We start from the raw sequence: 13,058 nt of genomic DNA, 5'->3' as shown, positions 1-13,058 counted from the left end.
GACCCCATGACCCGTTCCAAGACCCGCACCTTCGGCAAGGTGAAGATTGATCCCTACAAGGGTCCGGCTGGGGGCTGGGGCTCGATGGTCGGCATGGCCAAGGTCGTCGGGCGCGAGGGCGACCTGCCGGTGGGCCAGCTGCTGCGGCAGAACAAGCCGGACGGCTTCATGTGCGTCAGCTGCGCCTGGGCCAAGCCCGCAAAGCCGCATCCGGCGGAGTTCTGCGAGAACGGGGCCAAGGCCACCATCTGGGACCTGACGCCCCGCCGGGCGACCCGGGACTTCTTCGCCAGCCACAGCGTCACCGAACTCCGCGACTGGACAGATTTTGAGCTGGAGCAGGTCGGCCGGCTAACTGAACCCCTGCGCTATGACGCGGCCACCGACCGCTACGCACCCTGCGACTGGCAGGCGGCGTTTGACGCCATCGGCGCCGGGCTCAAGGCGATCGAGCCCACCTCGGCGGTCTTCTACGCCTCGGGCCGGGCCTCGCTGGAGACCTCCTACATGTACGCCCTGATGGCGCGGATGTACGGCAGCCAGAACCTGCCCGACAGCTCCAACATGTGCCACGAGTCGACTTCAGTGGGACTGACCCAGAGCATCGGCGCGCCGGTGGGCACGGTGGTGCTGGACGACTTCGACGCCTGCGACTTCTTCTTCTTCTTTGGCCAGAACGTTGGTTCCAACAGTCCGCGCATGCTGCACGACCTGCAGAAGGCGGTGCGTCGCGGCGCGACCATCGTCACCTTCAACCCCTTGCGAGAACGCGGCCTGGAGGCCTTCCGCAATCCGCAGTCGCCCTTCCAGATGCTCACGCCGGACGTCACCGAGATCAGCGCGCAATATCATCAGGTGAAGACCGGCGGAGACCTCGCAGCGATCACCGGCCTCTGCAAATGGCTGATCGAGGCTGACGAGATGGCCCGCGCGGCGGGCAACCCGGCCCTGCTGGATCACGACTTCATCAGCCAATATACCCAGGGCTTCGAAGCCTTCGCCGAGGTCTGCCGGCAGGCCGACTGGGCCGATATCGAGCGGGAATCGGGCCTGTCGGTGGCCCAGCTCGCAGGCGCGGCCCGGGCCTATGCCGACAGCAAAGCCGCCATCGGAGTCTATGGCATGGGCCTGACCCAGCAGCGGCTCGGCGTCGAGAACGTCAACATGGTGTGCAACCTGATGCTGCTGCGGGGCAATGTCGGACGGCGCGGCGCTGGCCTCTGCCCGGTGCGCGGCCACTCCAACGTCCAGGGCCAGCGGACGGTGGGGATCACCGAGAAGCCCGAGCTGGCGCCCCTGGACAAGCTCGCCGAGCAGTACGGCTTCGCGCCGCCGCGGGAGAAGGGCATGACGACGGTGGAGGTCTGCGAGGGCGTCCTGGACGGGAGCGTGCGCGCCTTCATCGGCCTTGGCGGCAACTTCCTGCGCGCCGTGCCCGACAGCCCCCGGGTGGAGGCCGCCTGGCCGGGCCTGGATCTGACTGTCCAGATCGCCACCAAGCTCAATCGCAGCCATCTGGTGAACGGCAGGTCCGCCTATCTGCTGCCCTGCCTCAGCCGGATCGAGGCCGACGTGCAGGCTGGCGGCCCCCAGACCGTGTCGATGGAGGACTCCACCAGCTGCATCCACGCCTCTGACGGAACCCACCCACCGGCCAGCCCCGATCTGATGTCCGAGCCGGCCATCGTGGCCGGGATCGCCAAAGCCCTGTTGCCGGCCAACCCCCATGTGGATTGGGACGCCTGGACCGCCGACTACGGCCAGGTCCGCGACGCCATCGAGGAAACCTATCCGGACAAGTTCGAGAACTTCAACGGCCGTTTCCGCCAGCCGGGCGGCTTCCACCGGGGCAATCCGGCCCGGGAGCGGGACTTCAGCGGCATGGAGGGCGGCCGGGCGAAGTTCATTGCGCCGTCCAGCCTCTCAGCGGTGGGCTTCGCCGATCAGCCCGACCTGTTCCGGCTGATGACCCTGCGCTCCAACGACCAGTTCAACACCACCGTCTATGGCTATGACGATCGCTTTCGCGGGATCCAGGGCACACGGGACGTGGTGCTGATCAACGCCGCCGACATGGCGCGCCTTTCCCTCACCGAGGGCCAGGTGGTGACCCTGGTCACCGACAGCGACGACGGGATCGACCGACGCAAGGGCGGCCTGCGGATCACGGCCTATGACATTCCGGCGGGCTGTCTGGGCGCCTACTATCCGGAGTGCAACGTGCTGGCGCCCGTGGCCCACCATTCCAAACAGGCCCTGACGCCCGCGGTGAAGGGCATACCGGTGCGGATCGTGGCCTGAAGCGGCGGCCCAAGCCGCTTTCGCAGGGAGCCTAGGCTTGGCCTTTGCGTTCATAGGTCTCGGTGGCGGCCGGTCGCTTCGATTTGGCGACTGTATACGCGGGCTGCGGCGCGCACAGAACGGGAAAGAAAAATGGCGATCACACGCAAGGAAGAAGCTCGCGCCCTCAGCGGCGACGAACAGGAGCTGGTTGGCCGGACCCACCACCCGGAAATCCAGGAGACCTCCGACGAGGACCTTCGCGACCTGATCGGCCTGGTGCGCGAGCGTCGCAACAAGGCCCGCGACATGGCCCATCAGCGCCGTCGTGAAATGCGCGGCAAGGGCGAGGCCCGCGGCGCCGCGCCGTCCGCCAAGGATGACGGCTCGAAGGCCAAGCTGGCCGTGCTGGCGATGGCCCTGCGCCGGGCCAATGGCGAGGCCGAGCGGCGCCGCAAGATGGCCAGCCGGGTGGAGATGACGCAGAACGCTCAGCGCGCCCTCAAGATGAAGCAGGACGCCAAGGCCGCGGCTGCACCCAACAGTCGTCACGCCCACAAGGGCATGCGCGAGGCCTCAAGCCAGCGTCGGGAAAACCTGATGCGTCCTATGGAGCGTGGCCGCCAACGCAAGGCCGGGGCCGTCGCCCAGGCCCGCCGCGACGCGCGCTGAGTCCTAGGCTCTAGCCGGGCCGGGGGACTCATAGCTAGGTTCAGCCATGCCTGAGTCCCCGCCCCACATCCTCGTCACCGGCGCCACCCGCGGCATCGGCGCAGCCATCGTCCAGTCCCTCGTCGAGCGGGGGGCCAGGGTGGTCGGCCATGGCACGAAGCCTGCCCCAGGCATCCTGGCCGCGGATCTCAGCGAGGCCGGGGCCGGCGACCGGCTGTGGGATGCAGCCCTTGCGGCCCTGGACGGCCGCATCGATGTCCTGATCAACAATGCCGGGGTCTTCGAGGCCATTGGCGTCGATGCGCCGGACGCCGACTGGCAGGCCAGCTGGGCGCGCACGATGCAGATCAACCTGCAGGGCTCGGCCGATCTCTGCCGCCGCATGGTGCTGCACGCGACCGCCCGCCAGCCCGACGCCGGCGCCTTGTGCGGCCGCATCGTCAATGTGGCCAGCCGGGCGGCCTATCGCGGGGATTCGCCCGCCCACTGGCACTATGCGGCGTCCAAGGCCGGCATGGTGGCCATGACCAAGTCCATCGCCCGGGGCTATGCCGGACAAGGCCTGTCCGCCTTCGCCATCTGCCCCGGCTACGTCATGACCGGCATGGCCGACGACTATCTGGCCAGCCGGGGCGGGGACAAGTTGCTGGCCGACATCCCCCTTGGCCGCGTGGCCCAGCCGCAGGAGGTGGCCAGCGTGGCGACCTATCTGGCCCTGGACGCGCCCGCCTCGATGACCGGCGCCGTGCTGGACGTGAACGGCGCCAGCTTCGTCCGCTGACGTCCAAGACAGGACCCCTGCGCATGACCACCCCGCCTGACGACACCGATGACGCACAAGGCGCCGGCTATGACGCCGAGGACTGGCGCCGCCTGGTCCCCTTCACCGCAGCGGTCGCCACCCTGGACGACGTCCAGGCCGCCCGGGCGGTGTTCGCGCTTGGCGACACCACCGATCCCAAGGTCCTGGAGATGGACCTGCCCCAGCCGGTGATCTGGTGGGAGGAGGACGGCGAGCAGGCCGCCGTCGCCGTCCAGGCCGAGGTCCACACCAACGCCGACGGCGAGATCATGGAGGTCCTGGGCCTGATCCTGCCCGACGGCGGCGCGGCCATCGCCCTGTTGGAGGATGTCGACCTGGTGGACGACACCGACCCCACCTGGCGCGACCTGGTGGAGCGGGCCATCGACGGGGCGGACGACTAGGCGTGAGCCCTTGGCCGGCGCAGGCCCCGTGCTAAAGCCTCACCCCCCACAGACTTCACCTACCACCGGGAGACGACGCGCCATGGAAGGCCCCACCTCGCACTTCTACTTCTCCCAGCGCCTGCGCCTACACTATGTGGACTGGGGCAATGAGGGGGCCGAGCCCCTGCTGCTGGTGCATGGCGGCCGCGACCATTGCCGCAACTGGGACTGGGTGGCCCAGCGTCTGCGCGACCGCTACCACATCATTGCGCCTGACCTGCGCGGCCACGGCGACAGCGCCTGGGCCATCGGCGGCGGCTATGACATGGGCGCCTATATCTACGACATCGCCCAGATCGTGCACCAGAAGGGCCTGGCCCCGGTGACCATCATCGCCCACTCCATGGGTGCGGGCATCGCGCTGAACTACTGCGGCGCCTATCCGGACGCGGTGAAGAAGATCGTCGCCATCGAGGGCCTGGGCCCGTCGCCGGCCGTGATGGCCGAACAGGCCAAGCGCACCGTCGACCAGCGCCTGCGCGACTGGATCGAGGACCGCCGCAAGAATTCCGGCCGCAGCCCCCGCCGCTACGCCACCCTGGACGAGGCCTATGCCCGCATGGCCGAGGAGAACCCGCACCTCTCGCCGGAGCAGGCCCGCCACCTGACCATCTTCGGCGCCCACCAGAACGAGGACGGCACCTTTAGCTGGAAGTTCGACAACCATTCCCGCTGGGGCATGGGCGGCCTGTCCCACGCCGACCAGCACTATCTGTGGAGCCAGATCACCTGCCCGGTCCTGCTCATGCGCGGCGAGGAGTCCTGGGCCTCAGACCCGCAGGCCGACGGCCGCATCAAACACTTCCAGAACGCCCACCTGGTGAATTTCGAAGGCGCCGGCCACTGGGTCCACCACGACCAGCTGGAGGCCTTCATGGCCGAGGTTGAGGGGTTTCTGGCGGAGTAGGGGGGTGCGGTTTGAGGAGGTCAGTTTAGCCAAGAACGGTCGTCGGCCTGAGCTCAGAGCAGACACTCAGCCAACCCCTGTCGGCGTAACTTCGGCGCCAAGCGAACCCACAAGGCTCTGGCGTATTGTACAGCTCATGAAGCCGATCATCGTCCTTGCCGCCCTGCCGCTCATCGCCCTGATCCTGGCTGCTTGCGCCACGGCGCCGGTCGTTTCACCGACCGGGCCGCCTGCAGCCGCGCTGCTTCCCGGAGAACCGGCCGCCATGCCCGCCGACCTGACCGGCCACGCCTTGGGTATTCGGCTCTACGACCAGCTCCGTGCGGCCGACGACAACGTCGTGATCTCGCCCGTCAGCCTGATGGGCGCGTTCGGCGTGGTTGCCGCCGGCGCACGCGGCGGAACGCGAACGGCGATTTTGTCCAGCCTGGGCCTGCCCCAGGCGGATACGCTGAACGCGAACCTGGGCGGGCTGTTGCGGATGCTGGAGGTGGAGGACGGCCCCACCACTCTCAGCGTCGCCAACGCCGTATGGGTCCAGCGGGACTTCCCCCTCAACTCTGCCTTCGTCCAGACCGCCGAGCGCGATTACGGCGCCCAAGCCCGAGCATTGGATTTTCAGCGCTCGCCTCAGCAGGCGGCGGACGAGATCAACGCCTGGGTGTCGGAAGAGACCCGCACCCGCATCCCTGAACTGATCAGCGCCTCCAGCATCAATGACGCCACCCGCCTGATCGTCACCAACGCCGTCTATTTTCTGGGCGACTGGCTCCAGCCCTTCAACGCCTCTTCCACCAGTGAGCAGCCGTTCCGCTTGGCCGACGGTTCCACTTCGCTGATCCCGTTGATGTTCCAGCGCGGATCTTTTCGGTTACTCGAGACTGACCAGTTCCAGGCCATTGATCTGCCCTACCAGGGCGAGCGCCTGTCCATGACCGTGCTGCTACCGCGACAGCCCGTCGGTCTGCCGGCTCTGGAGGCCGGACTGGGGGCGGGCCTCCAAGGTTGGCTGACACGGCTGGACGCCGAGCAGCCCCGCAGCGTGAGGCTATACCTGCCCAAGATCGAGACCGCGCTCAGCTACGAGCTCATCCCGCAACTGACGACGCTCGGCATGGGTGTGGCCTTCACCCCCGCCGCCGACTTCAGCGGCATCGCCGATGCTCCGCTCGCCATTGGCCAAGTGGTGCACAAGACCTTTCTGCGCATCGATGAGAAGGGCACCGAGGCGGCCGCCGCCACCGGTATCGCCATCGAAGTGACCAGCGCGCCTATCACCCCGCCGCCCACCCTCCGCGCCGACCATCCCTTTGTGTTCCTTATCCGAGACAGAGAGACCGGCGCGGTGCTTTTCTTGGGGCGAGTCAGCCGGCCTGAGCCGCCGCAGGGCTAACGAGCGAGGACCGCCCCGCGCCACTTGCTGGCATTTCCCGGCGCCCGATAGGCGGCGGACGCCGCCAGAGGATCAGTTTTTCAGTAGTGATAGCGGCACTGCGCGATTTCGAGTTGCTGCGCGGCGCCCGCGCCGCTGACGCGGTACACCAGCCGATCTTCCAAGGTGATGCGGCGAGACCACCAGCCTTTGAGCTCGCCGCGGAGGGGCTCGGGCTTACCCGTCCCCTGGAATGGCGTGCGCATGCACTCTTTGATCAGGCCGTTCAGTCGCACCAAGATGTTGGCGTCGGTCCTTTGCCAGTGGAGATAGTCATCCCAGGCCTGATCCGCGAAGACCAGCTTCACCGTTCAGTGAGCTTCCGCTCCGAGCCGGCGCCAGCATCGAGTTGAGCGATCGCATCGGTGAGGCGCTGGGCGTTGGCCGGGCGGGAGACCAGATGCAGGGTCTCCTCCATGGCATTCCAATCCGCGAGAGACACCATCACCACAGCCTCGCCACGCGCGCGCGTCACCACGATCGGCGCACGATCATCAACGACCTTGTCCATCACCTTCTTCAGGTTCGCGCGGGTGTCGGAATAGGTGATCACGTCCATGAGCGGGTCTCCTAGCCTGCAATATGTACGAAATGTCGTACAATACAAGCTCTGCCTTGCGAGTTGGCTCGCGCCGCTTCCGTTTCGCGCCACGCTGGGTCATTGGCGGCTAGCTTGGGGCTTCTGCCCGACAACGGACCCCGTGAAGGACAGCTACGAGTCCGACCCAGACCCCCGGCCTCCACCCTTCGTTAACCACGTTCGCCCATCCTCCGGCGCAGTTCCCCACGCTTGTCGAAAGGGCGCGCGATGAATGGCGCCGAGGTTCTGGATATTGGCCGTGACGCCATCTGGCTGACCATCCAGCTGTCGGCGCCGGTGCTGATCGTGGGGCTGGTGGTGGGCGTGGGCATTGGCCTGATGCAGGCCCTGACCCAGATCCAGGAGGCGACCCTGGTCTATGCTCCCAAGATCGTGGCCATCTTCCTGTCGCTGCTGCTCTTCCTGCCCCTGATGGGGGCGTTGATGTCGAGCTTCATGAACCAGATCGCCGCCCGCATCGCGGCCATGTAGGGCCATGGAAGCCTATGCCTCGGCTCCTCAGGTCTATGCCGCCGGCCTGATCTTCGCCCGGCTGGGCGCCATGCTGATGCTGATGCCCGGTGTGGGCGACGGCTCGGTGCCGGCCCGCATCCGCCTGGCCTTCGCCTTCCTGTTCGCCCTGCTGCTGTTCCCGGTGCTGGGCGGGGAGGTCGGGGCGGTGCCCGACACCAATGGCGCCATGTTCGTCCAGATCATCCGGGAGATCCTGATCGGCCTGATGATCGGCCTGATCCTGCGGATGATGCTGGCGGCGCTGGGCATCGCCGGCGAGATCGTCTCGATCCAGTCGACCCTGGCCTTTTCCCAGACCGCCAATCCCGGCCAGGCCCAGCCGTCGACCTCGCTCTCGACCTTCCTGACCGTGATGGGGGTGACCCTGATCATGGTGACGGACCTGCACCACATGTTCCTGGCGGCCATCGTCTCGTCCTACCGGCTGTTTCCCTTCGGCGGCGGAGCGCCGGTGGGGGACGCCGCCCAGCTGGCGGTCCAGACCACGGCCCAGGCCTTTGGGCTTGGTCTGCAGCTGGCCGCGCCGGTGGTGGTGTTTTCGCTGATCTTCAACATCGCCGCCGGGCTGGTAGGCCGGGTCATGCCGCAATTCCAGATCTTCTTCGTGGCCACGCCGCTCCTGGTGCTCTCGTCCCTGTCGATCTTCGCGCTCAGCCTCGGCGTGCTCGGCATGGTCTGGGTGGAGCGCTATCGCGAGCTCTTGGGTAACTTCCTGTGACCGGCGTCCTGACCCATGTCTGACACCGATCAGGCTTCAAAAACAGAAGAAGCCACCCCGCGAAAACTTGAACAGTCGCGGGAAAAGGGCGACGTCGCCAAGACCCCGGACCTGGCCCCCCTGATGGCGCTGGCCTTTTCCGCCGGGGCCATCGCCATCTTCGGCGGCTGGCTGGCCAAGACCATGGCTGCGGCTCTGCTGCCCTTCATCGCCCATCCCGAACAGATCCCCCTGGACGGCGCCGGCGGGGTCAATGTGGCGCGCATGGCGATCATGGCCGCCGCCCCGGCCCTGGCGGCCGTACTGGCGACCGCGGCCATCGGCGGCATGGCCGGCAATCTGGCCCAGCACGGCCTGCTGTTCACGCCGGGCAAGCTGAAGCCGGACTTCAAGAAGGTCTCGCCCCTGGAGGGCTTCAAGCGGATCTTCGGCCCCGACGGCATGGTCCAGTTCCTGAAGTCGATTTCAAAGATCCTGGCCGTGGCCGGGGTGGCCTATATGGTGCTCAAGCCGCACTTGCATGAGTTCCGCACGCTCTCGGCCCTCGACCCGGCAGCCATGCTGCCGTTCAGCGCCGGCATCCTGCGTCAGCTGATCTTCGCCGTCATCGCCCTGATGCTGGCCATCACCGGGGCAGACTGGCTCTGGCAGAAGCACCGCTTCCTCAAGAAGCAGATGATGAGCCGCCATGAGATCAAGGAAGAGTACAAGCAGACCGACGGCGACCCGCTGATCAAGGCCAAGCTGCGGCAGATGCGCCATGACCGCGCCCGGCGCCGGATGATGACGGCGGTGCCAACCGCCACCGTGGTGGTGATGAACCCGACCCACTACGCTGTGGCGCTGAAGTATGAGGCCGGCGGCGCGGCCGCTCCCCAATGCGTGGCCAAGGGCCTGGACGCCGTGGCCCTGCGCATCCGCGCCACCGCCGAGGAGGCTGGCGTGCCGGTGATCGAGGACGCGCCGCTGGCCCGCGCCCTCTACGCCGCCGTCGAGATCGACCAGACCATTCCGCCGGCCCATTTCGAAGCCGTGGCCAAGATCATCGGCTTCATCATGGGCGCGCGCCCAGCCCCGCCCCCCCGGGCGAGGCCGATGCGCTAGCGGGCAGGAATGACCGGCAGGATCAGAGCTGAAGCCGTGTCGCCGCCGCGCCGCACCACAGCCGACAGACCCTCTGCCTGGTGCCCCAGCGGATCGCTGAAGCTGAGGGTCAGCCGCACCCGATGGCCCGCCTTGAAGATGTAGGACATGGGCAGCATGTCGAAGACCAGCTCCTGGGCCTCGCCGACCGGCATCGGCGCCGCATCGGCGGCCGCAAAGGTCCGCCAGGGCAGGCCGAGATGGTCATAGGGCGCCTGGGCCAGCCTGCGATGGGACGCGCGCAGTTGTCCGACCATCTGATAGGACCGCGCTCGACCGTCGGGGGCGACGTCCTCGAGCCGCGCGAGCACGTCCACATCACCCGCCTCCGTCGCCAGCCACAGCTGGACCACCGGATGGCCGGTCACCTCCAGATCGGCGCTCAACGGCGCCGTGTCATAGGCCAGGCCGCCCTCCGGGGCCGCGATGGTCGTTGAGATCCGCGTCACCGGAGCGCTGAAACCGCTCCTGTCGACGCCGGCGGCCCCGGGCGCCTGGGTCAGCGCCGCCTCCGCCAAATAGAAGGGCGTGCGCACCTCCGATTCCAGCGGCCATGTGGCCGCGGTCCGCCATTGCTCGCCATCTGGGGCGTTGTAGGTGAAATAGGTCACGGCCGGCTCGTCCATGACGCCGTTCTCCACCCCCTTCAGCCAGTGGTCGAAGAAGCGCAGCTCCTCGGTCACCAGCTCAAAGCCGGTCTGCTCGCGCACCGCGCTCCAGGCGCAGTGCGTGGCCGGGCCGACCAGCAGCTTGGCCTGGTCCCCGCCCAGATTGGCGAAGGTGAAGAACGATCCATGCCGCGTGCCCGCCTCGTCCCAGTTGGCCACCGCATAGACCCCGACGCCGGAGGCCTTGAGCTCAGCCAGATAGGTTGATGGGCTGGACTTCACCCACCAGGTTTCCCCAAGCGGCTCTGACCGGCTGTCGCGGAAGGGCAGGACGCCCGGGCTCTCCACATTCCCGGCGTGCTCAGCGATCGCCTGGGCCAGCAAGGCCTCGCCCTCGGGCCCGTCCACCGGGGCGGCGGTGCGGTCACGGTCGGCGTTGGGATCGGCGCCGATAGGATTGGGCGCGGCGATCGGTCGGCTGGAGGCGACGCCCCCCAGCACGCCGAACGGATAGGCGTCGAACTCCGCGCTCATGGGAATGATGGCCTTCAGGGACGGGGGCCTGGTGGTCGCGGCCTGCATCTGGCTGCCGCCGGTGGCCGAACAGCCCCACATGCCGACCTTGCCGCTGCTCCACGGCTGGGCCGCCAGCCACTCGGTGATGTCGTAGGCGTCCATCTGCGCCGCATTGACCCATTCGCCGCGGTTGTAGGCCTGATTGGTCCCGAACGAGGCGTAGAGACCGCGGAAGTCGGCGATGGCGACATTGTAGCCGTACTTGACCAGTTGGCCCGCGTAGCCGGGATAACGATCCACCGTCGCCCCGCCGGCATAGGTTCGCCGATTGTAGGGGGTATGCATCCAGATGACGGGCAGCTGTTCGGCGGCGACCACGCCATCGCGGGCGGGGCGGAAGAGGTCGACCGCCAGGCGGGTCCCGTCGCGCATCGGCACATAGAAGGCGCTGCGCTCCACGCCGTCATAGGTTGGCTCCGCATAGCCCTGATACCGCCCCGGCTGGGACACCTTCGCGGCCTGAGCCAGGCCAGGCCCAGGCCCCATGACCAGGCCCACGGCCAGGCTCGCCCCAATGATCAACGCCCGCATCCCGCCTCTCCTTTTAGTAGTCAACATTGACTATAGAAGCGTTGCGGTCCGAAGATAAAGCTTGACGCTGGCAAGGCGATGAAGGTGCGTGCAATGTACCGCCCACAAGAGAGAATCCTGCAAGGCGCCTGGAGGAGAAGCCGATGACGTCCATGAATCTCAATCGTCGCTGGGTCTTGGCCGGCGGCCTGTGGCTGGCTGCGGCCCCGCGCCTGGCCGTGGCGGCCGAGCCGGTGGTGGAGACCGCCGCGGGTCGGCTGAAGGGCGCTGTCAGCGACGACGTGCTGAGCTTCAAGGGCGTGCCCTATGGCGAGCCCACGGGCGGGGCGGGGCGCTTCCGTCCGCCTGCGCCGCGCAAACCCTGGGCTGGCGTGCGCGAGGCCCTCGACTATGGCGCCTCCGCGCCTCAGACCCTGGTGGAGGGGGTGCGGTCCCCCCGAGCCCCCGGCTCGCCGGCCCCCTATCCCAGCCCCATTCGCTCTGATCTGAAGCCCCCGCCGGAGAGCGAAGACTGCCTGTTCCTCAACGTCTGGACGCCGTCCACCACCGGCAAGCGGCCGGTGATGTTCTGGATGCACGGGGGCGGCTTCTCCACCGGCTCGGGCTCCTCGGCCTGGTATGACGGGACCAATCTGGCCAAGAAGCAGGACGTGGTGGTGGTGACCATCAACCACCGCCTCAATGTGCTCGGCTATGCCGACCTGTCGGCCTATGGCGAGCCGTACGCCGCGAGCGCCTCGGTGGGCATGCTGGACTGCGTGCTGGCGCTCCAATGGGTGAAGGACAATATCGAGCGCTTCGGCGGCGATCCTGATCGGGTGATGATCCACGGGGAATCTGGCGGTGGCCGCAAGGTCAGCGTGCTCATGGCCTACCAGCCGGCAAAGGGTCTGTTCCACCGTGCGGTGGTGCAGAGCGGATCTCAGCTGCGCACCGATGGGCCTGAGCTCTCCGCAGAAAAGGGCCGCCGCCTGCTGGCCGAGTTGCAGATCCCGCCGGCTGATGTGCGCCGGCTGGACGAGGTTCCCCTGGACGACCTGCGCCGGGCGGGCATGAAGGCCAGTTCGGGCCTTGGCCAATGGCGCCCGACCGTGGATGGCCAGCTGCTGCCCCGGCATCCCTTTGATCCCGACGCGCCGGCCGTGAGCGCCGATGTGCCGCTGATGATCGGGACCAACCGGACGGAGATGTCGGTCTTCCTGGGCCTGAACCCGGCGGTGGACACCCTCAGTGACACAGCCCTGAAGGCCCAGATCGCAGCCTTCACCTCGAAGGAGCGGGCCGAGGAAGTGTACGGCGTCTACAAGGATCTCTATCCACAGAGCCACAACGCCGAGCTGCTCTATATGGTCGCCACCGACCGCGGTTACTTCCTGGACTCGACCCTGCAGGCTGAACGCAAGGCGGCGCAAGGCGCGGCGGCCGCCTACTACTACGCCTTCTATCGCGAGACCCCGGTGCAGGACGGGCGGTTCTTCGTGCCGCACGCCCAGGAAATCCCGTTCGTCTTCGACAACCTCGACAAGGCCGACGTGATGGTTGGCCCGGTGACGCCTCAGGCCCAGGCCCTGGCCGATCAGATGAGCGGCGCCTGGGCGGAATTCGCCCGCACCGGCCGCCCGGGGGCGCCTGGCCTGCCCACCTGGCCCGCCTATGACGCGACGGCGCGTCCGGCCATGGTCTTCGACGAGCCACAAAGCCGGATCGAAAACGATGTCCGCGGCGCCCAACGCCGGCTGATGGCCAGCTTCGGCTCGCAGCAGGACGCCCAGAGCACGCTGCCCGCGCCGGGCCAACGCGGGGGCGACGCCCCCATCTGATCGCGGCCG

13 protein-coding genes are annotated in these 13,058 nt (G+C 67.8%); 10 read left to right on the top strand and 3 right to left on the bottom strand.

Annotation, left to right across the window (positions count from 1 at the left end; translation table 11 throughout):
- The first annotated feature begins 6 nt into the window (after nucleotides 1-6).
- The 6 genes from Q8K84_RS14260 (at nucleotide 7) to Q8K84_RS14235 (ending at nucleotide 6,500) form a co-directional block, all read left to right on the top strand.
- Nucleotides 7-2,301: an FdhF/YdeP family oxidoreductase gene (locus Q8K84_RS14260; RefSeq protein WP_305283369.1), complete on the top strand. Its 2,295-nt coding sequence runs from the start codon at nucleotides 7-9 to the stop codon at nucleotides 2,299-2,301.
- 132 nt (nucleotides 2,302-2,433) lie between these two features.
- Complete coding sequence (locus tag Q8K84_RS14255) at nucleotides 2,434-2,952, top strand: hypothetical protein (protein ID WP_305283368.1); 519 nt, start codon at nucleotides 2,434-2,436, stop codon at nucleotides 2,950-2,952.
- Nucleotides 2,953-2,998: 46 nt separating this feature from the next.
- Nucleotides 2,999-3,733 (top strand): SDR family NAD(P)-dependent oxidoreductase, encoded by a 735-nt coding sequence (locus tag Q8K84_RS14250; protein ID WP_305283367.1) that lies wholly within the window; start codon nucleotides 2,999-3,001, stop codon nucleotides 3,731-3,733.
- Between the two features lie 23 nt (nucleotides 3,734-3,756).
- A complete protein-coding gene (locus tag Q8K84_RS14245; RefSeq protein WP_305283366.1) occupies nucleotides 3,757-4,158 on the top strand; it encodes a hypothetical protein in 402 nt (133 codons plus the stop codon).
- An 82-nt stretch (nucleotides 4,159-4,240) separates the two neighbouring features.
- Nucleotides 4,241-5,107 (top strand): alpha/beta fold hydrolase, encoded by an 867-nt coding sequence (locus tag Q8K84_RS14240; RefSeq protein ID WP_305283365.1) that lies wholly within the window; start codon nucleotides 4,241-4,243, stop codon nucleotides 5,105-5,107.
- Between the two features lie 136 nt (nucleotides 5,108-5,243).
- Complete coding sequence (locus tag Q8K84_RS14235) at nucleotides 5,244-6,500, top strand: serpin family protein (protein ID WP_305283364.1); 1,257 nt, start codon at nucleotides 5,244-5,246, stop codon at nucleotides 6,498-6,500.
- 80 nt (nucleotides 6,501-6,580) lie between these two features.
- Here Q8K84_RS14235 and Q8K84_RS14230 read toward each other — a convergent pair whose 3' ends face one another.
- Together Q8K84_RS14230 and Q8K84_RS14225 are read right to left on the bottom strand one after the other, a co-directional pair.
- The gene (locus tag Q8K84_RS14230; RefSeq protein ID WP_305283363.1) at nucleotides 6,581-6,847 is read right to left on the bottom strand and encodes a Txe/YoeB family addiction module toxin; all 267 of its coding nucleotides are present in this window, start codon (nucleotides 6,845-6,847) and stop codon (nucleotides 6,581-6,583) included.
- Nucleotides 6,844-7,098 carry a type II toxin-antitoxin system Phd/YefM family antitoxin gene (locus Q8K84_RS14225; protein ID WP_305283362.1) on the bottom strand — a complete coding sequence of 85 codons (255 nt, stop codon included), beginning with the start codon at nucleotides 7,096-7,098 and terminating at the stop codon, nucleotides 6,844-6,846. The genes Q8K84_RS14230 and Q8K84_RS14225 overlap by 4 nt, the downstream gene beginning before the upstream one ends.
- Nucleotides 7,099-7,347: 249 nt before the next feature.
- On the opposite strand from Q8K84_RS14225, the gene fliQ reads away from it, so the two are divergent.
- From fliQ to flhB, 3 genes are read left to right on the top strand one after another with little or no spacing between them, the layout of a single operon-like run.
- On the top strand, nucleotides 7,348-7,611 hold the full coding sequence (fliQ, locus tag Q8K84_RS14220; protein WP_305283361.1) for a flagellar biosynthesis protein FliQ: 264 nt from the start codon (nucleotides 7,348-7,350) through the stop codon (nucleotides 7,609-7,611).
- A 4-nt stretch (nucleotides 7,612-7,615) separates the two neighbouring features.
- Nucleotides 7,616-8,371: a flagellar biosynthetic protein FliR gene (gene fliR / locus Q8K84_RS14215; RefSeq protein ID WP_305283360.1), complete on the top strand. Its 756-nt coding sequence runs from the start codon at nucleotides 7,616-7,618 to the stop codon at nucleotides 8,369-8,371.
- Between the two features lie 15 nt (nucleotides 8,372-8,386).
- Nucleotides 8,387-9,475, top strand: a complete 1,089-nt coding sequence (flhB, locus tag Q8K84_RS14210) for a flagellar biosynthesis protein FlhB (RefSeq protein ID WP_305283359.1) — start codon at nucleotides 8,387-8,389, stop codon at nucleotides 9,473-9,475.
- On the opposite strand, the gene Q8K84_RS14205 is transcribed toward flhB, so the two are convergent.
- Nucleotides 9,472-11,229, bottom strand: coding sequence for a CocE/NonD family hydrolase (locus Q8K84_RS14205; protein WP_305283358.1), 1,758 nt, complete (start codon nucleotides 11,227-11,229; stop codon nucleotides 9,472-9,474). The genes flhB and Q8K84_RS14205 overlap by 4 nt on opposite strands.
- 143 nt (nucleotides 11,230-11,372) lie before the next feature.
- Here Q8K84_RS14205 and Q8K84_RS14200 point away from each other — a divergent pair, with 143 nt between their 5' ends.
- Complete coding sequence (locus Q8K84_RS14200) at nucleotides 11,373-13,049, top strand: carboxylesterase/lipase family protein (protein ID WP_305283357.1); 1,677 nt, start codon at nucleotides 11,373-11,375, stop codon at nucleotides 13,047-13,049.
- Nucleotides 13,050-13,058 lie beyond the last annotated feature (9 nt).

The organism is Phenylobacterium sp. (assembly GCF_030679875.1).
In the GTDB taxonomy this organism is placed as follows: Bacteria; Pseudomonadota; Alphaproteobacteria; order Caulobacterales; family Caulobacteraceae; genus Phenylobacterium.
This window is presented reverse-complemented; position numbering and strand designations above follow the sequence as displayed.

What these genes read in the sequence shown, in the direction of transcription:
- Q8K84_RS14255 (WP_305283368.1), top strand. Translation starts at nt 2,434, where the DNA reads ATGGCGATCACACGCAAGGAAGAAGCTCGCGCCCTCAGCGGCGACGAA.
- Q8K84_RS14235 (WP_305283364.1), top strand. Translation starts at nt 5,244, where the DNA reads ATGAAGCCGATCATCGTCCTTGCCGCCCTGCCGCTCATCGCCCTGATC.
- Q8K84_RS14260 (WP_305283369.1), top strand. Translation starts at nt 7, where the DNA reads ATGACCCGTTCCAAGACCCGCACCTTCGGCAAGGTGAAGATTGATCCC.
- Q8K84_RS14250 (WP_305283367.1), top strand. Translation starts at nt 2,999, where the DNA reads ATGCCTGAGTCCCCGCCCCACATCCTCGTCACCGGCGCCACCCGCGGC.
- fliQ (WP_305283361.1), top strand. Translation starts at nt 7,348, where the DNA reads ATGAATGGCGCCGAGGTTCTGGATATTGGCCGTGACGCCATCTGGCTG.
- Q8K84_RS14205 (WP_305283358.1), bottom strand. Translation starts at nt 11,229, where the DNA reads ATGCGGGCGTTGATCATTGGGGCGAGCCTGGCCGTGGGCCTGGTCATG.
- Q8K84_RS14240 (WP_305283365.1), top strand. Translation starts at nt 4,241, where the DNA reads ATGGAAGGCCCCACCTCGCACTTCTACTTCTCCCAGCGCCTGCGCCTA.
- flhB (WP_305283359.1), top strand. Translation starts at nt 8,387, where the DNA reads ATGTCTGACACCGATCAGGCTTCAAAAACAGAAGAAGCCACCCCGCGA.
- fliR (WP_305283360.1), top strand. Translation starts at nt 7,616, where the DNA reads ATGGAAGCCTATGCCTCGGCTCCTCAGGTCTATGCCGCCGGCCTGATC.
- Q8K84_RS14200 (WP_305283357.1), top strand. Translation starts at nt 11,373, where the DNA reads ATGACGTCCATGAATCTCAATCGTCGCTGGGTCTTGGCCGGCGGCCTG.
- Q8K84_RS14245 (WP_305283366.1), top strand. Translation starts at nt 3,757, where the DNA reads ATGACCACCCCGCCTGACGACACCGATGACGCACAAGGCGCCGGCTAT.
- Q8K84_RS14225 (WP_305283362.1), bottom strand. Translation starts at nt 7,098, where the DNA reads ATGGACGTGATCACCTATTCCGACACCCGCGCGAACCTGAAGAAGGTG.